Consider the following 22,265-nt stretch of genomic DNA (forward strand, 5'->3'; position numbering starts at 1 on the left):
TCCCCGACGCGCCCGGACGTCACGGGCTGCCCGGCGGCGTCAGCGGGATCGGCGGACGCGGCACGGGCCGCGGGCGCGGCGGCGCCGCGCCCGGCGCCGGCCTGATCTCGACCGGGGGCGGGAGCGGCGCGATCTGGGGCTGGCTCGATGCGACGGGCGCGGAGGGCGCAGCCGGCGGGGTCGCGGCGGGAGCCGAGAGCGGCGCCGTCAGCGGCGGCACGGCGGCACGCGGGCCGCCGAGCTTGGCGCGTGGGTCGCGCCGCGGATCACGTCCGGGCATCGGCACGTCGGCGGCATTGGGCGTCACCGGCGCAACCTCCGGACCGCCCGGCAGCGACGCCGTCGACGACGGAAAGGCCGGCGGCACCTCGCCGCGCGCGATTGCATCCAGGCGCCGCGTCTCGCGGTCGATCGCACGCACCGCGAGCCAGGACGACAGCGATGTCACGTCGACGACGCGGTTGAGCGTATCGGGCGTGCCCATCACGAACAGCTGCACCTCCGGCCGGCTATTGGCATTGCCGATCGTGTTCGAGCTCAGGCTGGCGCGGATGTCGGCCTGATCAGCCGGAATATCGAAGCCGCCGGAGACGATCGCGCGGGCCCCCTGCGCCTCCAGCGTGGTCGCGCCGACGCGGACGCGGCCGTCGCGGATGATGAAGGGGATCTGAGCTGATGCGACCGACAGCGTCCCCGACGCCAGCGCCGGCTCGACCACCTGCCGCAGCTTGCCGTCGTCGCTCACCTGCCCCGCATCCGCGGCGCGCAAGGCGGCGTCGAACGCGCGCGGGTCGAGATTGGCGATCGACGCATTGTCGAGCGTGACGGTGCCGTTGCCTGAGAGCGCATTGACCAGTCCCTGCACGCTGCGGCCTTCGGCCGCCAGCGTCATCTGCGCCGAGATCTTGCCCGCGGGCATCTTCAGATTGCGGTAGCGCAGCGCACTGCCGTCGATGCCGGCGAGCTCGACCCGTCCGTTCAGAACCAGGCCGTTCGGGTTCGGCCGCGCCTCGACAGTGGCAATCACGTCGCCGCCACCGAGCTTGCCTTTGAGGTTCTCGATGGTCACCGACTGGCCGTCGCTCTTGATCGCACCCGCCAGCGGCCGCAGGTCGGTGCCGTTCAACACCGCGCCGCTGAGCGCCTGGAATGCGACGCGACCGCGCCAGCCCTTCACGAGGCCGGGACCCAACGGCTCGGCCTGCTCACGCCCGGCCGCGCCGACCAGCACGGAGAACACCTGCGGCACCTCGAGCGCGTCGAGCCCGACCTCGCCATCGACCTGTTTGTCGTCGTCGAGATTCACCGCCAGCCGGCCGCGCAGCCGCGAGCCGCCGACCGTGCTGTCGATGTCCTCCAGCGTCAGGCGGCCGCCCGACAGTCCGAGCTTGCCGAACAGGCGGATGTTCTGCGCGGCGGCATCCTGCGGCTTCAGGCCCAACAAAGGCGCGAGATTGGCATTGCGCAACCGCAGATTGACGTTGGCCTTCGTGGCGTCGCCCCAGGGCTCGACGGTGCCCTGCGCGTCGCCGTCCAGACCGACGCCGGAGAGTTTCGCAGTCACGCGCAGCGGCGTGCGCCAGCCGCCGGTCACGCTCGACTGGAATTCGGCCGGACCGTTACCGACGGCGGCGAACCGATCGAGCCCAAGCAGCGCCAGCACGACATTGCCCTGCTCGGCCGAGATGCGGCTCTCGACGCCGAGCTCGGTCCGGTCGATCGCATCGACCTCGAAGCTGCGCAGTGCCGCCGCCGACGGCTTTGCCGTCAGGGTGGCCTGGCCCTTCAGCTGCGGCGCGTCGAGATCGAGCACCGCCTTGGCCTGGCTGCGATCGGCATTGGCGGGATCCTTGGCGAGGTCCAGCGTGAGCTTCAGCCGCGCGGCGCCGGCCGGCGTCGCCAACGCGTCGAAGCGCGCGGTGATCTGCGGCGCGAACGGCTGCACCAGCGCGGTGATCTCCTTCAGCGAGCCGGCCATCGACGTCAACGTCAGCCGCCCCGTGGCATCGGCGCGATCGAAACGCCCGACTCCCTCGGTGGTGACGCCCCCGCTCTGGCCGAACTTGATCTGGTCGACGGCGATCGTCTTCGGATCGTAGGAGACGCGGGCAGTTAGGGGACGCAGTTCCTGGCCGCTGAGCTTGGCGCGGCCGACATCCAGCGCGACGCTGGCCTCCGCCGGCCACTCGCCGGTGACGCCGACCAGCGAGCGCGTCATCGCCATCGCGGCATCGAGATCGAGCCGGTCGCCCTTCAGCGCCGCCTCGAAGCGGGAGCCGGCGCCGGCCGGCCGGTTGATCAGCGCCACGCGGCCATCGACCGATCCGCCGTCGATGTCGGCCTTCAGGCCGTCGATGGCCACCCGCTCCGGCGCCACGTTGAGATCGCCGCGGATGCGCAGCGGGCGCTGGGTGCGATAGCTGTTGTCGGTGCGGCCCTGCAGCCAGGCGACCAGGGCGTCCGGCTCGGAGGAGTCGAGATCGAGCGCGCCCGTGAAGCCCGCGGTGACCGAGGTCGAGATGCCGATGGTCCGGAACGTCAGATGGGTCGATCCGGGTGCGCGCAGGTCGACCTTCTCCAGGCTCCAGGCGGTGGTCTCGTTGTGCAGATCGGCCGTGGAGTTCTGCACCGGCCGGCCCGACAGCATGATCTGCTCGGTCGTGAACTGGACGTTCGCCGGCAGCGGCAGGGTCGGCAGCTGCGCGATCCAATTGCGAAGCGCCGGCAGCACCAGCGCCGGCGCGATTGCACGACGGTCCTTCACCTCGTCGCCTGCGAGGAGCTTGTCGGCATCGAGCTGACGCGCTGCCAGCGACGCCTTCAGCACCGGGGCGGCACCGAACTTGGCATCGCCGCTGCCGGCGAACTTCAGCGAGCGATCCTCCTGGCCGAAGCTCACCTCGATCTGGTCGAACTTGGCGGAGGCCTGGTCGCCGACGATCTTGGTCGTAATGCGCCACGGCGTGCCGGAGGGTGCGGTCGCGGGAGCGCTCTTCGCCTGCCTGCCGGGCTGGTCGTTGCTCGGTTGATCCCTGCTTGCCTGGTCCTTGCCTGACAGGTCCTTGCCTGACGGGTCCTTTCCTGACGGGTCCTTGGCCGGCTTGTCGGCGACCTGCTCCTTCGGCGGGGACGACAGCGTCAGCGCACCTTCGAACTTGGGCGAGCGGTTGGGAAAGCTGATCAGGCCCTCGACATCGGCCACAACCGGACGCTCGCCGGGATCGATGTTGAGATGGACGCGCAGTCCGTTGGACTCCTTGTCCTGGCTCGACGACAGCCGGAACGGATAGCGGCCGCCACGGATCGACAGCGCGCCGTCGCCGCGCAGCGAGCCGGCCAGCGAGCGGACGTCACCGGAGAATACGATGTCGGTCAGCTCCAGGGTCGAGCGGCTGGCGGCGTCGTGGAGGGCGACGCGGCCGGTCAGGTTGAAGCGATCGATCGCGAGCGCGGCGAGATTGAACCGGCCGGACGCGGACGGCAGGTCGACCTGGCCCTTGGCGTCGAGGCCGAGATCGGCGGCCATGCCGCCGATGGTCAGCTCGTTCGCCTTCCACTCGCCGCGCATCAGGTCGCCGAGGCTGAACTCGACGTCGAGCTTGTCGGCGCGCAGCTTGCCGAGGTGGTTGGCGCCGCCGAAGGTGACCTGGCGCAGCCGCAAGGTCGGCGTCGGCAACAGCCGTGCGTCCAGCGCACCGGCGACCCGCACGGGCACGCCGATGATCTTGCCCGCCTCGGCCTCGAACTGCGGCCGGAACTGGTTCCAGTCGACGAAATACGGGCCGATCAGCGCAGCAAGAAGCGCAAGGATGAAGGCAATCGCCAAGCCGAGCAGGGTCGTCTGCACGGGGTCTCCCTCAAAGGACAACGCTCCGGCGTCCCAAAGCCTTCAGCCCGCGCGGCCGCGGCCCCACGGACGTCGATACCGGAGCGCTGCATCATATAGGATTAAGTATGGCGAAGTCACAGCGCTGTCGTTCTTTCCGGGGGCGTTGCACAACAACTCCGTTAACGAAGATGGTTACCAGTGCGCCGGCAGCCGCTTGAGGCCGCGCAGCACGAAGGTCGGCCGCCATTCCGGGTTGTCCGGATCATCCAGCTTCAACTCCGGCAGCCGCCGCAGCAGGGTTCCGATCGCGACCTCGGCCTCGATGCGGGCGAGCTGTGCCCCCAGGCAATGATGGATGCCGCCACCGAACGACAGCGGCTTCACGTTCGCCCGGGTGATGTCGAGCTGCTCCGGATTGTCCGGGTAGACGGCCGGGTCGCGGTTGGCCGAGCCGAGCAGGCACAATACGGTCTCCCCAGCCGGGATCCGGCGGCCACCAAGATCCTCGATGTCCTCGAGCGCGACCCGCCCGGTCAGCTGCACGGAGGAATCGTAGCGCAGGAACTCCTCGATCGCGTTGGTCATCAGCTCAGGGCGCGCCTTCAGCAAAGCGAGCTGGTCAGGATTGCGATACAGCGCCAGCAGGCCATTGCCGATCAGATTGACCGTGGTCTCATGCCCGGCGCCGAACAGCAGGATGATGTTGGCGGTCAGCTCCTCGTGCGAGAGCTTGGCGCCGTCCTCCTCCGCCTGCAGCAGCTGCGTCGTCAGATCGTCGCCGGGCTGCTTGCGGCGCAGCTCGAACAGATGCTGGAAATACGCCCTGGAGACCGCGTTGCCGGCATTGCCTTCTTCGATCTCGGCCTTCGACAGCGGCACCGGCTCGAGCAGCCGCCCGCCCTCGCGCGAGCTCTTGTAGAACGCCTCGCGGTGCTCCTCGGGGATCCCCAGCATGTCGCAGATCACCGTGACCGGCAGCTTGAAGGCAAAATCCTCGATCAGGTCCATCCGGCCGCGCGGAATGATCTCGTCAAGCGTCGAATCGACGATCGCCTGGATGCGCGGCCGCATGTCCTCGACCCGGCGCGCCGTGAACGCCTTCACCACCAGGCCGCGCAGCCGCGTATGATCCGGCGGATCCTGCTGCAGCATCCAATGGCTCATGCTGCGGAAGATCGGCTCGTTCATGATCTCGGGGCCGTAACGGCGGATCGAGCGGGCCACGAAATCCTTGCCGAAGCGCTTGTCGCGCAGCACGAGGCTCGACTCCGCGTGCCGGCTCGCCAGGAACGAGCCGAACGGCGTCACATGGACCGGATCATTGTCGCGGAGCTGCTGATAGAACGGATAGGGATTTCGGATGAACTCCGGCGACAGCGGATTGAACAGCGGCGCCGCCTTGGCAGCCTGGACGTGCTCGTTCATGTGATCCCTTTCCCAGAGTTCGCTCATTGGTTCACGGCCGCGGCGCTATGGCAAGTCGGCCAGTTCACACATCATGCCGCAGCCTCCGCCGCGGTCTTCAACCTATGTAACTGCCCGGCGACGACGCGCACCCGGCGCGGCGCCGCAATCCAGATCGCGGCCGCCGACACGAAGGCGCCGGCGAAGGCGATCGCAAAGCCCGGCGTGTAGCTGCCGGTGAGATCATACAGCACTCCGGTGACCCAGGGACCTGCGGCGCCGCCGCACAGCCCGATCATCATCAGCGTTCCGAAGATGCTGCCGAATTGCGCGCCCTGAAAGATCTCCAGCACCACCGCGCCCATCACCGACGTGATGCCGTAGCCGAGCGCGCCCTGTGTCGCGACCATCACGTAGATCAACAGCAGCGACGGCGACGACTTGAGCGCGATCAGCGCGGCGAAGCAGATTGCGAAGCCGAGGCAGCCGAGCCCCCACACCGTCTCGCGGCCGAGCCGGTCGGAAAGATGGCCGAGCGCGATCTGTCCGGGAATGCCGAGCAGGCTGACGGCGCCGAGCGCCCACACCGCGACACCCGAGCTGAAGCCGATCTCGAGCAGATACTTCGTTTGATGGACCTGGACGGCGTACCAGACGTAGAGGCCGAAGAAATAGCCAAGCGCGAGCCACCAGAACCGACTTGTGCGCAGCGCGCGCGCCAGCGTCCAGTCGATGCCCGCCCAGGCCGGATCGACGATGTTCGAGATTGGCTTCGCGGCATTGGCGAGCGGCGCAGCGTCGCCGTCAGGACGCAGCCCCATCTCCTCCGGCTTCTTGCGCAGCAGGAGATTGATCGGCGCGAGTACGACCAGCACGACGATGCCCATCGCGGTGCAGGCGGTGCGCCAATTGGTCTGCGCGATCATGTGCTGCACCCAGGGCAGCAGGGTCATCGAGCCCAGGCCGACGCCGGCGAACGCGATGCCGATGGCGAGCCCGCGGCGGCGGATGAACCAGTTCGGCAGGAACAGCGACTGGCCGGAATAGCCGAGGCAGACGCTGCCGGATCCCACCATCACGCCGATGGTGAGGTAGAGATGCCAGGGCTGCGAGGTGAGCGGCGCGAGCAGAAGTCCGCCGCCCATCAGCGCGACGCCGAGTTCCATCACCGCGCGCGGGCCGGTGCGGTCCATCAGCCGTCCGATCAGCGGACTGACGATGCCGGACGCGACGAAGCCGAAGGAGAAGGCGCCGGCGGTGACGCCGCGGTCCCAGCCGAACTCGGCCAGGATCGGCGGATAGAACAGCGAGAACGCGGTGCGCGCATTGACGCCGATCGCCATCGTCACGAAGGTCACGGCGACGATGACCCAGCCATAATAGAACGGCAGGCGCATGGCTGTTGTTTTCACTCCCTGGTGCACCCTTCGCATCATTTGCATGCGGAGGGGTCAAGGATTTTCTGCCGCTCGCGCACCGGCGTCAGCTACCTCCGAGGTCATGTGTGCGGCGCACTGTCGCCATTCTCGGTGTCGTCCCGGCGAAAGCCGGGACCCATACCGCGTGATCTCGCGAGGAACGTCGCTGCCAGTTGCGCATCTCAGGGCCGCCGGTGGTTATGGGTCCCGGCTCAAGGCCGGGACGACACCGAAGGTGTGGCGCGCGTCGTCGGTCACGGCTGCACGTTCTCGCGACGCGATGCGCCCGGGCTATGGGAGAGTTGCTCGCGCTCTTCGAACGAAGGGCGCAGGGAAGGCCGGGCGCTGGCCGCGCCCGTGGCCCGCCTGCGAACAAAAATGCAGGCGGCAGGTACCACAGGTGTGGCCGAGAACGCCCGGCCCTCCCTGCGCGGTGGTCTTCGCGCTTATAGGCAGGCTTCCTGGCGCTCGGGCTTGTTGGCCGCCATGCGCGGCAGCGCGTGTCACGCGCTGCGCGGAGATACCAGCGTCGAGGTATCAGAACCCTGCAACTACACGTCCGCAAGCGCATCGTTCGTCCGCACGCCCTTCAGGACATGCTGCGAGCTCCCGCGGCCACCGCTCCCCGCCTCGCGTGTCGTGACGATCGCGCGCAACGCCCCTTCAGAGTGAGGCGGGATGTGCGAGAGGATCGTGGTGATTTGCCCGTCGACACAAGGGAAATCGGCTGCGACAAAGTAACCCGACGGGCAACATTCTCATGAACTACACAGGTGTCCACCCAGGGCTGGCGGCAACTGTGGTCGACCTCTTGCCATCTCCACAGCTGTCATGCTCCGCGAAGGCGGAGCATCCAGTACTCCGCGGCAGACGACGTTGAACCGTGACGTCACGGCGTACTGGAGCGTCCGCCTTCGTGCCTTCGTGGACGATGACACCTGTGTTTGCCTGTTCATATGTCCGTCGCGAAAGGACAAGGATTTCGGATAGCGCAGGCTTACGCCGCAGCCTTGACCTCATCCGCGCCATGAAACGCATACACGTCCATGCGCAGCACGCCGTAATTGGCGCTGTTGTGCAGGCGCTCGACGCGGGCGTTCTCGCCCGCCGCGCCGAGCGCTGCGAACAGTGGCAGGAAGTGTTCGTCGGTCGGATGGTTGTCGCGCGCGTGCGGGGCAAGACGGCGATAATTGACGAGGTCGTCGACGCGGCCTTCGATCGCGGCCTGGTGCACCCAGTCGGCGAAGTCGACCACCCAGGAGGGCGCGGGATCGTCGATGTCGAGCCGGCGCTTGCGGAACTCGCCGAGATTGTGGGTGAAGCTGCCGCTGCCGATGATCAGCACGCCCTCGTCGCGCAAGGGCGCCAGCGCGCGGCCGAGCGCGAGATGATGCGCCGGGCCCTGCTCGGTCTGGATCGACAGCTGCATCACGGGAATGTCGGCTTGCGGATACATCAGGAGCAGCGGCACCCAGGCGCCGTGATCGAGGCCGCGCTCGCGGTCGACGCCGACGGGAAGACCGGCGGCCTGCAGGCGCTCGGCGACGGCGCGGGCGAGATCAGGCGCGCCCGGCGCCGGGTAGCGCAGCTGATACAGTTCGCGCGGAAAGCCGTAGAAATCGTAGATCGTGTCGTTGGCGGCGACGACGTTGACGGCGGGGATGTCGGTCTCCCAATGCGCCGAGATCACGAGAATGGCCTTCGGTCGCGGCAGGCTGTCGCCGAGGCCCGACAGGAAGTCCCGCGCCGCCGACGCCGTCAGCGGCAGCATCGGCGAGCCGTGCGACAGGAAGATGCTGGGCAGGGTCATGTCAGAACTCCTCGTTTGATTGGTATCTCAGGTCGCGCCCCATCCACAACTGTCGTCCCGGCCTTGAGCCGGGACCCATACCGCGTGATCGCGGCTTGAGGCAGGCTGGGCGTCGACCAGCTTGCTCAACTCAGTGCCGCCGGTGGTTATGGATCCCCGCTTTCGCGGGGATGACACCGAGTTTGGAGCGAAGGGCGACCGCCCCTCACCGTCAATGCGCGCTGCGGAGCTGGCCGCCGGCGAGGTTGGCGCGGAGGTTGCCGAGCGCATAGGCGCCGTCGCCGAGCAGGGCCTGGATCACCAGGGTGACGGCCCAGAACGCCGGATATTCCCAGCCGCCCTTGGGGTTGTTGAAGAAGAAGCCGGCCGAGCCGTGCACGGTGAAGATGGCGCCGAGCAGGATCGGCACGGCGGCGAGCGCGACCCAGCGGGTGGCGACGCCGAGGATCAGGGCGCTGCCGGCCAGGATCTCGGCGGTGATGGTGACATAAGCGAGTTCGGGCGGCAGGCCGATGCTGCCGAAGAACTTGGCCGTGCCGGCCGGCGTGAACACCAACAGCTTCAGGCTGGCATGGGCCAGGAACAGGCCGCCGAGGGTGAGGCGGAGCAGGAGCGCGGCATAGGGCGCGGTGCGGGAATCGATCATCAGAACCTCCGTGGGACACCGGGGATATGGATCATTCCCTGCCGAGCGATAATCCGGTACAAGGGAAATTCAGTTCACACTGAGAGAGCGAGATCCAGGGTTGCTCGATCGCCTGACCGGGCTGGAAGTGCTGTCCAAGGTGGCCGGCAGCGGCAGCCTGTCGGGCGCCGCGCGCCTGCTCGGGATGTCGCCGACCATGGTGACGAAGCATCTCGCGGCGCTGGAAACGCGGCTCGGCACCAAGCTGTTTCACCGCACCACCCGCCGGCTGACGATCACCGAGGCAGGGCGGCGCTATCTCGATCTCGCCGAGCGGGTGCTCGGCGATTTCGAGGCCGCCGAGAGCGCGATTGCGGCCGATCGCGTCGAGCCGCGCGGCGTGCTGCGCCTCAACGTCCCGCTCGCCTTCGGCACCCGGCAGATTGCGCCGCTGCTTGCCGGCTTCGCCGCGCTCTATCCTGGCGTCAGCGTCGAGCTCGGCCTCAACGACCGGCTGGTCGACCTGATCGAGGAAGGCTGGGATCTGGCGATCCGGATCGGCACGCTGAAAGACTCCACCTTGGTGGCGCGTCGGCTGGCGCCGTGCCGGATGATGATCTGTGCCGCGCCATCCTATCTCACCACGCATGGCACACCGCGCACGACAACCGACCTCGCCGCGCACAATTGCCTCGGCTATACGCTCGCCGCCGCCGGCCCGTCGCGCTGGCGCATGGGCGGCAAGGCGGCGATCGACGTGACCGTCAGCGGCAACCTGCGCGCCAACAACGGCGATGCGCTGCTCGCTGCGGCGCTCGCCGGCCAGGGCCTGATCTATCAGCCGACCTTCATCGTCGGCGACGAGTTGCGGACCGGACGGCTGGTGCCGGTGACGCTCGACGTTCCGCCATCCGATCTGCTGGCGGTGCACGCGGTGTACCTGCCGGACCGCACGCCCTCGGCCAAGGTACGCGCCTTCATCGATTACCTCGCCGCGGCATTCGCGCCGCTCCCCCCATGGGATCGCGACCTTGGATAAGCACACGCGCTGCCTGCGCGCGGAGACATCGACATGACTGAGCAACCTCACGACGGCAGCCATCATTGGGCGATGCTGCGCTCGCTGCAGGGCTGGCGGATCAGCACCCTGCCCGCCGATCTCACCGCCGGGCTGACGCTCGCCGCGATCGCGATCCCCGAGCAGATGGCGACCGCCAAGCTCGGCGGCTTCGCGCCGGAAACCGGCTTCTTCGCCTTCCTCGCGGGCTCGCTCGGATTCGCGCTGTTCGGCGCCAACCGCTTCCTGTCCTGCGGCGCTGATTCGACGATCACGCCGATCTTCGCCGGCGGGCTGGCGCTGCTCGCTGCCAGCGGCACGCCCGAATATGGCAGCATCGCCGCGGCGCTGGCGCTCTTGGTCGGCGTCATGCTGGTGCTGGCCGGCGGCTTCCGGCTCGGCGGCATCGCCAATCTGCTGTCGGTGCCGGTCACGGTCGGCTTCCTCTCCGGCATCGCGGTGCACATCATCGTGTCGCAACTGCCCGGCGTTCTCGGCCTGCCCGCGCCGAGCGGATCGACCTTGGCGCGGATCGCGGCCATGGCCGGGGAGCTTGGCAAGACCAACATCTACACCCTCATCATCGGCTTCGGCGTGCTCGCGACCGTCGCGGTGTGCGAGCGGATCAGCGCCTGCATCCCGGGGGCGCTGATCGCGCTCGCCGCCGCCACGATCTTCGTGATCGGTGCCGGGCTCGAAGCCCGCGGTGTCCCGGTCATCGGCGCGATCTCCGGCGGCGTACCGATGCCGTCGGTGCCGCTGATTGCGCCGGAGCAATGGGTGAAGCTGGTGCCGCTCGCGTTCCTGATCGCCGTCGTCGTGATGATGCAGACCGCGGCCACGACACGCTCGTTCCCGTCCGAGCCGGATCGTCCGGCCGACGTCGACCGCGATTTTCTCGGCGCCGGCGCGGGCAGCGTGCTCGCCGGCTTGTTCGGCACGTTTCCGGTCAATGCGAGCCCGCCGCGCACCGGCATCGTCGTGGAGACCGGCGGCCGTTCGCAGGTCGCGGGCCTCTCGGCCGCGGTCATCGTGCTGCTGCTCGTGCTGTTCGGCGCGCGGCTCTTGGCGCACGTCCCGGAAGCGGCGCTCGGCGGCGTTCTGCTGTTCGTTGCGCTGCGCATCATCCGCGTGACGCAGATCGTGCAGATCTATCATGCCTCCAAGGGCGAGTTCCTGCTGATCGTCGCCACCGCAGCCGCGATCGTCGTGCTGCCGATCGAGCAAGGCGTTGCGCTCGGCATCTCGCTGTCGCTGCTGCACGGCATCTGGAGCACGACGCGCGCGCATCTCATGATCTTCGAGCGCGTGCCGGACACCACGATCTGGTGGCCGGCGCATCCGCACATCCGCGGCGAGGAGCTGTCGGACATCGCCGTAGTCGGCTTCCAGGCGCCGCTGAGCTTCCTCAACGCCGCGACCTTCCGCGCCGACCTGCAGCATCTGCTGCAGCAACGCCAGCCGCGGCTCCTGGTGCTCGAAGCCAGCGCGATGGTGGAGATCGACTTCACCGCCGCGCAGGCGATGCGCGAGGTGATCCGGCAATGCAATGAAGATGGGATCGTGTTCGCGGTGGCACGGCTCGAATCGCTGCGCGCACAGGCCGCGTTCGAACGCTTCGGCCTGTACGACGTGCTGCCGCGAGATCACGTATTCCACAGCGTCGATCTCGCGCTGCGGAGCCTGCGCGTCGAGCCTTTGAGCGGTGCGCGTGAGACCAACGGCGCCACCCCACACTCGCGTCATCCCCGCGAAAGCGGGGATCCATAGCCACCGGCCGGGCTGCTTGAGCAGGATGGTCGACGTCCAGCCTGCCTCGAACATCGATCACGCGGTACGGGTCCCGGGTCGGCGCCTGAACGTCGCATCGCGACGTTCAGGCTTGCCCGGGACGACAGCGGTGACTGGACCGGGCGATCGTGTCTTCGCGACGGCGAAGGGAGCATCAATCTCATGCCCAACGTCGTCTGATACAAATCGTTACGAACCAGAGCCCGGCACGACACATGCCGGCAACGTTCGGCGACGAGAAGTCCTTCCCTCATGACGCCCGGCCGATCGGCCGCGGCCTCCGACTAAGGATCATCGTTCATGCGCAAGCTGCTGCCATTGCTGTTCATCATCGGCCCGATCGCCACCGCACACGCCGAGGACATGAGCGCCGTGCGCCAGGCCTGCGGAGCCGAGGTGCGCACGCTATGCGCCGGGATCACGCCGGGCGGCGGCCGCATCAAACAGTGCATGGTCGAGAAGTCCGACAGATTGTCCGACGGCTGCAGGAGCGCGCTGAAGGAGGCCAACGAGGTCAAGGCGCAACAGGGTGGCAAATGATTCCGCGCGACAAGCTACCGCTGTTCATCTTCCCTGCAGCAGGCCTGCGGTAGGACTTCGACATCGTGACGCCGCTGCAGGGATGCGCCACATGATGAGCAGAGCTGCAGCGCATCATCGGCACGACGCCGATGCCATGGTATGAGGCGGAGGTTTCGTCGCGTCGAAAAAACTGCGAAACCAAACGACGACTGCCGACGTCTCACGACTGTACTGATTCGAAACCAACGAGAGGACCGCACCGCAATGCGCAATCTGTTCACCTCCGCCCTGCTCGCCGCGACCGTCATGGTGGGCGCGTCGGCCGCGCAGGCCTTCACGCTGCCGGCTCAGCCGGCTGCTCCGGACAGCAATGTCGAGCGTGTCGCCGGCGGCTGCGGTCCGGGCTGGTTCCGCGACGGCTGGGGCAACTGCCGCCCGGCCCCACGCGCCTATTACGGTTATGGTTATGGCTATGGCTATGGATACGGATACGGCCCGCGCACCTGCTGGATCCGCCCGACTCCCTGGGGTCCGCGCCGCGTCTGCCGCTGACCTGCGCGCGAACTAAGGCCGCCGCCGCATCCCGGATGCGGCGGCGTTTTCATTTGATGCTTTTCTGATGAGGTGAGTTCGGAGCTGTCGCCGCAATGCCGGCGGCAACAGCTCGGCTTCAATGAAGGCGATCAATTCGCCGGAATGATCTTGCCAGGGTTGAAGATGTTCTGCGGGTCGAGCGCCTGCTTGACGGCGCGCATGGCGTCGAGCGCTTCCTGGCCGAGCTCCGACTTCAGGTACTTCTGCTTGCCCTGGCCGATGCCGTGCTCGCCGGTGCAGGTGCCGCCCATCGCCTGGGCGCGCTCCACGAGGCGATGCATGAAGTCCTCGCCGCGCGCCATCTCGTCGGCATCGTCGACGTCGCACATCAGCGAGCAGTGGAAATTGCCGTCGCCGACATGACCGACGATCGGCGAGGTCAGCTTGAGACGCGCGAGGTCCTCCTCGGTCTCGCCGACGCAATCGGCGAGACGCGAGATCGGCACGCAGACGTCGGTCGCGACGACACCGACGCCGGGCCGGATCGCCTTGACGGACCAATAGGCATCATGACGCGCCTGCCACAGCCTGGTGCGGTCCTCCGGCTTGGTGGTCCAGGCGAAGTCGCCGCCGCCGCATTCCCTGGCGATCTCGGCGAAATTCCGCGACTGCTCGGCGACCTCGGTTTCGCTGCCGTGGAACTCCAAGAGCAGCAGCGGCGTCTCCGGCAGGGTCAGCTTCGAATAGGCGTTGCACGCCCGCACCTGCGCCGCGTTGAGGAGTTCGATCCGCGCCATCGGGATGCCGGTCTGGATCGCGAGGATCGTCGCCTGGCAGGCGCCGCGCACGGTCTCGAACGAGCACGAGGCGGCCGCGATCGTCTCGGGAATGCCGCGCAGGCGGATCGTCATCTCGCAGATGATACCGAGCGTGCCTTCGGCGCCGATGAACAGATGCGTCAGGTCGTAGCCGGCGGCCGACTTCTTGGCGCGGGTGCCGGTCTTGATGATCTCGCCGTCGCCGCGCACCACCTTCAGCGCCAGCACGTTCTCGCGGATGGTGCCGTAGCGCACCGCATTGGTACCGGAGGCGCGCGTCGAGGCCATGCCGCCGAGCGAGGCGTCGGCTCCGGGATCGATCGGGAAGAACAGGCCCTGGTCGCGGAGATATTCGTTCAGCGTCTTGCGGGTGATGCCGGGCTGGATCACGCAGTCGAGATCCTCGGCATGCACCTCCAGCACCTTGTTCATGTCGCGCATGTCGATGCAGATGCCGCCGGCGGGCGCGTTGACCTGGCCCTCGAGCGAGGTGCCGGTGCCGAACGGAATGATCGGCACGCCGAGCGGGGCGCAGATGCGGACGACGTCCTGGATGTCGGCGGTCTCCTGCGCCAGGACCACACCATCCGGCGGCTGCGTCGGCAGCCAGGTCGTGGTATGGCCATGCTGCTCGCGCACGGCCTGCGAGGTGATGAGCCTGTTGCCGAAGCGGGCCGCGAGCGCGTCGAGCGCGCTTTTCAGCGCCTCCGGCGCGGGCCGCTTCAGATCGTGATGGGGGATCGTCGTCGCCACAGCTTCCTCCGAAAGTTGGGCGGACCGTGGCAAAGGACGCAACAAGGGTCAAGGGAGCAAACGGAAGAGCCGATGAGCGATAATGCAGTGCCTACGCCGGCTGCAGGTGGACCGTTCCTGTCGTCCATCATGCAGATCGAGCCGCAATGGATCGACTACAACGGCCATCTCAACATGGCCTATTACAACGTGATGTTCGACCGCGCGATCGACCAGATCTGGGCCGAGCTCGGCATCGGACCGGCCTACATGAAGGAGCGCCAGGGCTCGACCTTCACCGCCGAATGCCACGTGCGGTACTTGCGCGAGATCCATCTCGGCGATCCCGTTGTGATCGCCGTCTGGCTGATCGCCGCCGACGAGAAACGGCTGCATACGTTCGAGGAGCTGCGCCACGCCGAAGAAGGCTGGATCTCCGCGACGTCGGAGAACATGTCGGTGCACATCGACATGACCAAGCGCAAAGTCGCGCCGTTTCCGCCGGACATCCAGGCCAACATTTCCCGCGTGCTGCAGGCGCATGCCGCGCTGCCGCGACCGGACGGGCTCGGCCGCGCCATCAGCATGCCGGCGAAGCGATGAATTAGTCCGATCGCACCCAGTCCGGCAACCGGTCGAACCAGGGCTGCGCCTGCTCGAGCTGGCGGGCGAGCTGCAGAAGCCGCGCCTCGTCGCCGAGCCGGCCGGTGAACTGCACGCCGAGCGGCAGGCCGTCTGCGGTCCAGTGCAGCGGCACGCTCATCGCCGGCGTTCCCGTGAGATTGGCAAGCTGGGTGAACGGCACATATTGCAGGCTGTCGCGGGCGATCTTGTCGATCATGCCGTCCAGCGCGCCCCAGCGCGTCAACAGCCCGAGCAGCCCGATGCGGTCGAGCATGTCGAGCAGGGTCTGCTCGGCGGTCGAGGGATCGCCCTGGCCGTGGCGGATCGGCGGATGCGCGAGCGTCGGGGTCAGCAGCAGGTCGTAGCGGGCATGGAAGCGCGCGAGCGCGCGGGCAAACTCATTCCATTTGAGCAGTTGCGTCGTCAGCGCGCCGGCCGAGATCGCGCTGCCGAGCGTCGCCAGCACGCGGGTCAGCAGCTCGAACTGGTCGCCACGCGCACCGTTGGCGCGAGCCTCGGCCACGAAGGCGGCGACCTGGCCGAAATAGATGTGCAGGAACGAGGTCGCGAGCGCGGCGCCGTCGATCTCGGGCGCGGCCTCCTCGACCTCATGGCCGAGTCCACGCAACAGCTTCACGGTGGTCTCGACCGCGAGCTTCGCCTCGGCGTGCACCTCGGTGCCGATCGGCGATGCCGTCGTGACCCCGATGCGCAGGCGCGGCGGATCGCGTGTGACGGCATTCGCGAACACCACGCCGGGCTCCGCGACGAGAAAGGGATCGCCGGGCTCGGCGCCCGAGATCACGTCGAGCGCTGCCGCGGTGTCGCGGACGCTGCGCGAGAGCACGCCTTCGCAGGAGGCGCCGAACCAGTATTCGCCGAAGCCCGGCCCGGACGACACCAGCCCGCGCGACGGCTTCAGCCCGAACAGACCGCAGCAGGCGGCGGGAATGCGGATCGATCCGCCGCCGTCATTGCCAGCGGCCATCGGCACGACGCCCGAGGCGACCGCTGCCGCCGCACCGCCGCTGGAGCCGCCGGGCGTATGCGCCGCATTCCAGGGATTGTTGACGCGCCCGAAAGCGCGCGAGTCGGAGACGCCCTTGAGCGCGAGCTCCGGGAGGTTGGTCTTGCCGAAGATCACGAGACCGGCCGCGAGGTAGCGCCGGACCACGGAGGCATGCTCGGTTGCCACGCGGCCGGACAGCGCCTTGCTGCCATAGGCCGTCGGCAGGCCAGCATAGTCCTGCGCGCAGTCCTTGATCAGAAACGGCACGCCGGTGAAAGGCCCGGTCGCTGGCCTGGCCAGCTGCGCGCGCGCCTCGCGCTCCATCATCGTGCAGATGGCGTTGGTGCGCGGCTGGACGCGCTCGCTCTGCTGCATCGCAAGCTGGAGCAGCTCGGCAGCGGTCGTCTCGCCGGCGCGTACGGCTTCGGCCAGCGCGGTCGCGTCGCGCTGCAGAAAGTCCTGGAGCTTCACATTCTCCTCCCCGTGACCGCAAACGGCCGCCGTGATGGTAACTGATTCTGGCTGCAACGGCGGCACCGCCGGATCGAACGCGGCAAAATCAGGGCAGCACCGCCATCGAGACGGCGATAGGGTGTCATCAACCCGCGCAGAACGTGACCGTCCTGTGCCTGGCGGTCACACGTTGAGTTAATTTGATTCAGATCATTCGTCGCGTGCCTTGTGTCGACCTAACCTTACTCATCGTTAGTTGCGTTGAGTAGACGAGAGAGCGATGGGACGCCTCGCAAGCCTGCTGAGCCGCGCACATGGCCCGCACGAGGATGAGCTGGCCACACCGTCGACGACGGCCGACTACTTCATCCTGCTGTCGCGGGCGATGGAGAACCTGCCTGAGTCGAGCGCCGAGCGCCGCGCCGAAGTTTATCAATCGGCACGCCAGGCATTGGTCAGCCAGCTCGAGGCGATGCATCCGCCGGTGTCTCGCTCGCGCATCAAGGCCGAGCAGCGCGCGCTCGACGACGCCGTCGACACCATCGAGACACGCGCGCTGACGGCGGAGGACGCTGCCGATTCATCGCTGGTGCCGGACACCCCGCCTGTTTCCTCTTCCGATCCCGATCGTTCGCCCATGTTCGTTTCAACAGCTCACGATGAAGCCGAGGACCCCGTCATGGCTCACAGTCAGTTTCAGTCCAAGTTTTCCCCGCGCGCCGTCGAGGAGAAGCCGATGTCCCGACTCGATGAAATCAACCGTGTCCTGCGCAAGCTGCAGAGCGACTCGTTCGGCGTGGAAGCCTGCGCCTTGATCTCCGAGGACGGGCTGATGATCGCGAGCGTGCTCGCCGCCGACATGGAGGAGACGCGCGTCGCCGGCATGACCGCGACGCTTCTCTCGCTCGGCGGCCGCGCCGCGATGGAGCTCGGCCGCAGCCATCTGCAGGAGGTGATCATCCGCGGCGAATCCGGGTACGCGGTTCTGGTCAGCGCCGGCCGCGGCGCGCTGCTGCTCGCGCTGACCAATGAGAACAGCAAGCTGGGCCTGACCTTCTTCGACATGCGCGAGGCCGTCCGCTCGCTGCAGAAGGTGCTGTAGCGGTCGTACAAATAAGCCGGCGCAAGGCGCCGGCGGGAGTTGCGTCATGGCCAATACCGTCCTCTATGATGACGGCGTTCATAAGAACATCCTGCTGGAGGATTTCAGCGCCGGCGACCTCGCGGTGCAGGCAAACCAGCATCTCATCATCCACGACCGCGTCGGCATGCTGCTCGATCCCGGCGGCCACAAGGTCTATTCCAAGGTGCTCGGCGAGACCTTCAGCGAGCTCTCGGGTGGGCGATTGCAATATCTGTTCCTGTCGCACCAGGACCCCGACATCGTCGCGGCCATCAACGGCTGGCTGATGACGACCGATGCCGACGCCTACATCTCGTCGCTATGGACCCGCTTCGTGCCGCATTTCGGTTTCGATCACATCGTCGCGGACCGGCTGAAGCCGATCCCCGATGAGGGCATGGTGTTCGATCTCGCCGGCAGCAAGCTCTACGCGCTGCCCGCGCATTTCCTGCACAGCGAGGGCAACTTTCAGCTCTACGATCCCGTCTCGAAAATCCTCTATAGCGGCGATCTCGGCGCCTCGATCGGCGTCGACTACATCGTCACGCGCGACTTCAAGGCGCATACGCGCTTCATGGAAGGTTTCCACCGCCGCTACATGGTGTCCAACCGGGTGATGAAGGCGTGGGCGCAGATGGTGCGGCCGCTCGACATCGAGATCATCGCCCCGCAGCATGGCGCGCTGTTTCCGGATGCGGCGATGTCGCGCCAGTTCATCGAGTGGTGCGCCGGGCTCGAATGCGGCATCGACCTGATCGCGCCATTGTTCAAGGTACCGGCGGGCTGACATGCTGGCGCCCTCCCCCAACCTCGCATGTCCGCCGTCCGCTCCGCGCGTCGACAACTGCATCGTGGCCGGCGAAGATGCGCCAGTCTGGCTCGCCATCGCCTTTGCCGTCGCGGGAACGCTGATCGCGGTAATGTCGGCCGCGCTCTGGCAACAGGCGCAGGCCGCGCCGCAAGCCATGGCCGCGGTCGTGATGCCGCAGCCGACCGTCGCCGAGCCTCCGCCTCCGCAGCCGGAGTCGCCGGTCCCCCTGCCCGCTCAGATCGTTGCTCCTCCGGTGCCACTTCCTTCAGCCATCCCGGTCGAGCCACCGGTCCCGGCCGCCACACCGATCGGCCGCGCCGAGCCGCCAAGCATCGCAAAGGCATCCACCGAGTGCTTCGCGCCGCTGGCGATCGCGTTCGAGCGCGGCAGCACGCGCCCCAATCCGGCCGATATGAAACGCGCGCTTTCGATCCTGCCGAAAGCGCTGTCGCGGCACGCCGACGCGACGCTGCTCGTCGAGGGCCATGCCGATGCCAACGGCAGCGAGGACCTCAACGTGCTCTTGAGCTTCTCGCGCGCCAAAGCCGTTGCGGAGCTCCTGAAGAAGGACGGCATTCCGGCGCAACAGCTGGCGGTCCGCGCCGCCGGCGCGGGCACGGCGCGCGGCGATACCGAAGCGGCCGCGGACGATCGCAAGGCCGTCCTGCGGATCGCCGGCGTCGACGATTGCGATCACGTCACGGAGGCCAAGCGACCATGACCATCTTTGCTCTCGTGAGCGGCGTCGGCGCTGCCATCCTGCTGTTGACAGCGGGCTATCTGGTCGGCGCGCGCCGGGGCGCGTTGGCACGCGACCATCTGCGGCGCCAGGTGCAAGTGCAGGCCGCAAGCCTCGATCAGTTGCAGGAGCAAAACAGTCACGACGCGAGCGAGCGGGAAACGAGCCTGCGTAGCGCGATTCAGGACGTGCTAGCGCCGCTGGTCGAGCGCGAGCGCATCTCGCTCGATCTTGCGCAGCTGGCAACCAGGCCGGGCCGGCGGCGCGAGCTGGTGCCGCTGCTCGACCGGATCGCCGAAGTCGGCCGCTTCGAGACCGTGCTGTTGACGAATGAGGAAGGCCTGCCGCTGGCCGCCAATACGGCCGGCCGTCACACCGAGCGGCTGGCCGCGGCGGCGACGCGGCTGTCGCTGGTCGCCGAGAAGGTCAGCGGCGCGCACGACGTCGCGCCGCTGTCGGTCATGCTGCGCGATGCCTCGGAGGCGACGACGTTGTGCCGGATCTTCCGCGTCCAGGATCAGACGCTGACGCTCACGGCACTTTCGAACGATCCGCGCCTCGCATCGGTGGCGCTCGATCCAGCCCTCGCGAAGGTGCAGGTGGCGCTGACCGCGCCGGCTTGAATTTTGCGACAACGCAGTACCTCTTTCGAGGCCCCGCCCTTCGCCGATTTCATTGTCAGGCATGCGGCCGACAACAGGTGCGGGCCGGCAGAGTCATTCTTACGCGGCAAACGATTCACGGACCCCGTCCAAGCCACATTTTCAGCGAATATCGCACAACACTTGGGCGCGCGCCGCCATGCGCCGCTGGATCCGACCGTCATAATTGAGGCGACGAAATGCGATCGCTGACGCGATGCGTGGCCGCGATGGTCTTGGATTCAAAAGCATCAGGTGATCGAGGAGCGGGCAGAGCGACGCCCGTGGGGCATTTGAAATCGAGCGAAGGTGTGGCGAGTCTGCGCCAGACCCCCGGCAGAGCGCACGATTCGTGCAACTCGAAAAATCCACAAACCCCGGTCGAGCGACCTGCTTTCGACAAGAAATTCCTCAATCATTCCACAGGTTGGTATCTGTCGTCTGACGAGAGCACGTCGTGTTTCTTCGCAAGGGCCCGATCGGGCTCGCCCTTTGCTGGCTGATCGTCGCGTGTCCGGGTCCGGCGATCCGGGCGCTGGAGGTCTCGCCGTCGGCACAGGCAACGCCGCCATTGGCAGCGATCGCGCCTCCTCCAACGCCCGTGCCGCTCGAAGATGCGCTGTCGAAAGCGGCCCATGACCTGCTCTCCAAATTCGAGGACGACGCGCAGGGCCAGCTCGAACTGGTGATCGACCCGTTGATCGACGGCGTCACCCGGGTGCAATCGACGGCAACGTTGCTGGAGCAGCAGCGCATCACCGCGCTCATCGCGGCGAACTACCCCCGGATCCACACCCTGCCTTTCACGGTGGCGTCGCTGTTACGAAAGCCGCTCGTGCTGATCGGCACCCTGACTCCGATCAACAACGAGGGCCTGCCTACGGGTCCTCGGGACGCCTACCGGATCTGCCTTGCGATCGCCGATCTGAACAGTAACACTGTGGTCTCAAAAGGTGTCGCGCGCGCGCTGCCCGACGACGTCGATCCGACACCGGTCCCCTTCTTCAAGGACAGTCCGGTCTACACCAAGGACCCGGCCACCGAGGCCTATGTGAGAAGCTGCCAGGGCGCAAAGCCGGGCGACGCCGTCGACCAGACCTACACCAATCACATCCTCGCATCGGCTCAGGTCAACGAGGCAATCGAGGCCTACAATGCCGGCCGCTACAAGGCCGCGCTCGAGCTCTATCAGACCGCGCTACGGATGGACGGCGGCGAGCAGCTGCGCATCTACAGCGGAATCTACCTGTCCGCCCTCAAGCTCGGCCACACGCAACTCGCCATGCAGGCATTCGACCGGCTGCTCGATTTCGGGCTGAAGAACAGCGATCGGCTCGCGATCAAGTTCCTGTTCAAGCCGGGCTCGACGTTGTTCTACACCGATCCGGAGGTGCGCGCGCCCTATCAGGCCTGGATCGGCAAGATCGCGCGACGGACCGCCGCCAATCATGTCTGCCTCGAAGTGGCCGGTCATACCAGCGCGACGGGATATTCCGGCGTCAACGACCGGCTGTCCGTCCTGCGCGCCGCCTATGTCAAGGATCAGATCCTGGCCGAGGACAAAGGCCTCGCGGGCCGACTGATCGCCAGCGGCCGCGGGTCTCGCGAGATGATCGTCGGTACCGGCCGCGACGATCCGAGCGACGCACTCGACCGTCGTGTCGAGCTCAGGATCATCAATTGCTCGAGCTGATCCGAATCGATCTGCCGGCGCTCCGAACAGACGCAATCGATCCCCTTTCGTCCGCGCCACCTCGAAAGAGATCCGCGCTCGGCGAGATGCCCGTCGCCCCGTCTTGAGGTGCCCCAAAAAGCGCAAAGGGCGCAGCACCTCTTGCGAGGCACTGCGCCCTTCGCCGACCTCATTGTCAGGGGATGAGGCCGACTACACGCGGGTGCGGCCGCGGGCGAGGCCCACGACAGCCGACACCAGAAACAGCACGATGGCGATGAAGAAGATGATCTTGGCGATCTCGATGGAGGCACCGGCGACGCCGCCGAAGCCGAGAATGCCGGCGATCAATGCGATAACCAGGAAGGTAACGACCCAGCCTAACATGACACGACCTCTGTCTCTCGATTGCGGTTCCAAGCGACGCGGAGCTTGCGCCGTTGCCTGGACAATCGAGGTCGGGAACAAAGGTTCCGGCGGGCTCGCCGGGTAAAAATTCGCGGTGAAGCGGAACAAAACCGCCCGTGATGGGCACGTCGGCGCCGACGGCCCTCGATTTAGGGCTGTAAAACGCGCTGAGCGGCCCCATATCACCGTCAATCCCTGCTATGAGGGCTCCTTCCTGTAGACCCCTTGATGTCGTCATATGATGC

Annotated in this window: 18 protein-coding genes; 10 read left to right on the forward strand and 8 right to left on the reverse strand. The window is 67.2% G+C overall.

Features of this window, described 5'->3' with window-relative positions; all coding sequences use genetic code 11:
- Positions 1-19: 19 nt before the first annotated feature.
- From BRADO_RS26045 to BRADO_RS26065, 5 genes are all read right to left on the reverse strand, one after another.
- Positions 20-3,847: an AsmA-like C-terminal region-containing protein gene (locus BRADO_RS26045; RefSeq protein ID WP_012029181.1), complete on the reverse strand. Its 3,828-nt coding sequence runs from the start codon at positions 3,845-3,847 to the stop codon at positions 20-22.
- 174 nt (positions 3,848-4,021) lie between these two features.
- Positions 4,022-5,254 carry a cytochrome P450 gene (locus BRADO_RS26050; RefSeq protein ID WP_041756955.1) on the reverse strand — a complete coding sequence of 411 codons (1,233 nt, stop codon included), beginning with the start codon at positions 5,252-5,254 and terminating at the stop codon, positions 4,022-4,024.
- Between the two features lie 71 nt (positions 5,255-5,325).
- A complete protein-coding gene (locus BRADO_RS26055) occupies positions 5,326-6,630 on the reverse strand; it encodes an MFS transporter (RefSeq protein WP_012029183.1) in 1,305 nt (434 codons plus the stop codon).
- A 1,018-nt stretch (positions 6,631-7,648) separates the two neighbouring features.
- Positions 7,649-8,461, reverse strand: a complete 813-nt coding sequence (locus BRADO_RS26060) for a class III extradiol ring-cleavage dioxygenase (RefSeq protein ID WP_012029184.1) — start codon at positions 8,459-8,461, stop codon at positions 7,649-7,651.
- Positions 8,462-8,672: 211 nt separating this feature from the next.
- Positions 8,673-9,107: a DoxX family protein gene (locus BRADO_RS26065; RefSeq protein ID WP_012029185.1), complete on the reverse strand. Its 435-nt coding sequence runs from the start codon at positions 9,105-9,107 to the stop codon at positions 8,673-8,675.
- Positions 9,108-9,207: 100 nt separating this feature from the next.
- Here BRADO_RS26065 and BRADO_RS26070 point away from each other — a divergent pair, with 100 nt between their 5' ends.
- The 4 genes from BRADO_RS26070 to BRADO_RS26085 all read left to right on the forward strand — a co-directional run bounded on the left by BRADO_RS26070 (position 9,208) and on the right by BRADO_RS26085 (position 13,008).
- Positions 9,208-10,125: a LysR family transcriptional regulator gene (locus BRADO_RS26070; protein ID WP_012029186.1), complete on the forward strand. Its 918-nt coding sequence runs from the start codon at positions 9,208-9,210 to the stop codon at positions 10,123-10,125.
- Between the two features lie 33 nt (positions 10,126-10,158).
- Positions 10,159-11,913 (forward strand): SulP family inorganic anion transporter, encoded by a 1,755-nt coding sequence (locus BRADO_RS26075; protein ID WP_012029187.1) that lies wholly within the window; start codon positions 10,159-10,161, stop codon positions 11,911-11,913.
- Between the two features lie 321 nt (positions 11,914-12,234).
- Complete coding sequence (locus BRADO_RS26080) at positions 12,235-12,474, forward strand: hypothetical protein (protein ID WP_012029188.1); 240 nt, start codon at positions 12,235-12,237, stop codon at positions 12,472-12,474.
- Positions 12,475-12,720: 246 nt separating this feature from the next.
- Entirely contained in the window at positions 12,721-13,008 is a 288-nt protein-coding gene (locus BRADO_RS26085; protein WP_012029189.1) for a GCG_CRPN prefix-to-repeats domain-containing protein, read from the forward strand.
- Between the two features lie 131 nt (positions 13,009-13,139).
- Here BRADO_RS26085 and BRADO_RS26090 read toward each other — a convergent pair whose 3' ends face one another.
- Entirely contained in the window at positions 13,140-14,561 is a 1,422-nt protein-coding gene (locus BRADO_RS26090) for an FAD-binding oxidoreductase (protein WP_012029190.1), read from the reverse strand.
- Between the two features lie 72 nt (positions 14,562-14,633).
- On the opposite strand from BRADO_RS26090, the gene BRADO_RS26095 reads away from it, so the two are divergent.
- The gene (locus BRADO_RS26095; protein WP_041756957.1) at positions 14,634-15,143 is read left to right on the forward strand and encodes a thioesterase family protein; all 510 of its coding nucleotides are present in this window, start codon (positions 14,634-14,636) and stop codon (positions 15,141-15,143) included.
- Position 15,144: 1 nt separating this feature from the next.
- Here BRADO_RS26095 and BRADO_RS26100 read toward each other — a convergent pair whose 3' ends face one another.
- A complete protein-coding gene (locus tag BRADO_RS26100) occupies positions 15,145-16,644 on the reverse strand; it encodes an amidase (protein ID WP_012029192.1) in 1,500 nt (499 codons plus the stop codon).
- A 262-nt stretch (positions 16,645-16,906) separates the two neighbouring features.
- Between BRADO_RS26100 and BRADO_RS26105 the strand changes: the two genes are divergently transcribed.
- The 5 genes from BRADO_RS26105 (at position 16,907) to BRADO_RS26125 (ending at position 21,633) form a co-directional block, all read left to right on the forward strand.
- Positions 16,907-17,728 (forward strand): roadblock/LC7 domain-containing protein, encoded by an 822-nt coding sequence (locus BRADO_RS26105; protein WP_012029193.1) that lies wholly within the window; start codon positions 16,907-16,909, stop codon positions 17,726-17,728.
- Between the two features lie 46 nt (positions 17,729-17,774).
- A complete protein-coding gene (locus BRADO_RS26110; RefSeq protein ID WP_012029194.1) occupies positions 17,775-18,536 on the forward strand; it encodes an MBL fold metallo-hydrolase in 762 nt (253 codons plus the stop codon).
- 1 nt (position 18,537) lies between these two features.
- Positions 18,538-19,281: an OmpA family protein gene (locus BRADO_RS26115; RefSeq protein ID WP_012029195.1), complete on the forward strand. Its 744-nt coding sequence runs from the start codon at positions 18,538-18,540 to the stop codon at positions 19,279-19,281.
- Positions 19,278-19,922 carry a hypothetical protein gene (locus BRADO_RS26120; protein ID WP_041756959.1) on the forward strand — a complete coding sequence of 215 codons (645 nt, stop codon included), beginning with the start codon at positions 19,278-19,280 and terminating at the stop codon, positions 19,920-19,922. Before BRADO_RS26115 ends, BRADO_RS26120 begins: the two co-directional genes overlap by 4 nt.
- A 475-nt stretch (positions 19,923-20,397) precedes the next feature.
- Positions 20,398-21,633 (forward strand): OmpA family protein, encoded by a 1,236-nt coding sequence (locus BRADO_RS26125; protein ID WP_012029197.1) that lies wholly within the window; start codon positions 20,398-20,400, stop codon positions 21,631-21,633.
- A gap of 192 nt (positions 21,634-21,825) precedes the next feature.
- On the opposite strand, the gene BRADO_RS34335 is transcribed toward BRADO_RS26125, so the two are convergent.
- Complete coding sequence (locus BRADO_RS34335) at positions 21,826-21,999, reverse strand: DUF1328 domain-containing protein (protein WP_008964634.1); 174 nt, start codon at positions 21,997-21,999, stop codon at positions 21,826-21,828.
- Between the last annotated feature and the right edge of the window lie 266 nt (positions 22,000-22,265).

Origin of the sequence: Bradyrhizobium sp. ORS 278, assembly GCF_000026145.1 — a bacterium.
Lineage (GTDB): Bacteria > Pseudomonadota > Alphaproteobacteria > Rhizobiales > Xanthobacteraceae > Bradyrhizobium.

Coding starts and splice junctions, on each gene's coding strand:
- BRADO_RS26120 (WP_041756959.1), top strand. CDS start 19,278: ATGACCATCTTTGCTCTCGTGAGCGGCGTCGGCGCTGCCATCCTGCTG.
- BRADO_RS26060 (WP_012029184.1), bottom strand. CDS start 8,461: ATGACCCTGCCCAGCATCTTCCTGTCGCACGGCTCGCCGATGCTGCCG.
- BRADO_RS26065 (WP_012029185.1), bottom strand. CDS start 9,107: ATGATCGATTCCCGCACCGCGCCCTATGCCGCGCTCCTGCTCCGCCTC.
- BRADO_RS26115 (WP_012029195.1), top strand. CDS start 18,538: ATGCTGGCGCCCTCCCCCAACCTCGCATGTCCGCCGTCCGCTCCGCGC.
- BRADO_RS26050 (WP_041756955.1), bottom strand. CDS start 5,254: ATGAACGAGCACGTCCAGGCTGCCAAGGCGGCGCCGCTGTTCAATCCG.
- BRADO_RS26075 (WP_012029187.1), top strand. CDS start 10,159: ATGACTGAGCAACCTCACGACGGCAGCCATCATTGGGCGATGCTGCGC.
- BRADO_RS26080 (WP_012029188.1), top strand. CDS start 12,235: ATGCGCAAGCTGCTGCCATTGCTGTTCATCATCGGCCCGATCGCCACC.
- BRADO_RS26110 (WP_012029194.1), top strand. CDS start 17,775: ATGGCCAATACCGTCCTCTATGATGACGGCGTTCATAAGAACATCCTG.
- BRADO_RS26085 (WP_012029189.1), top strand. CDS start 12,721: ATGCGCAATCTGTTCACCTCCGCCCTGCTCGCCGCGACCGTCATGGTG.
- BRADO_RS26105 (WP_012029193.1), top strand. CDS start 16,907: ATGGGACGCCTCGCAAGCCTGCTGAGCCGCGCACATGGCCCGCACGAG.
- BRADO_RS34335 (WP_008964634.1), bottom strand. CDS start 21,999: ATGTTAGGCTGGGTCGTTACCTTCCTGGTTATCGCATTGATCGCCGGC.
- BRADO_RS26095 (WP_041756957.1), top strand. CDS start 14,634: ATGAGCGATAATGCAGTGCCTACGCCGGCTGCAGGTGGACCGTTCCTG.
- BRADO_RS26055 (WP_012029183.1), bottom strand. CDS start 6,630: ATGCGCCTGCCGTTCTATTATGGCTGGGTCATCGTCGCCGTGACCTTC.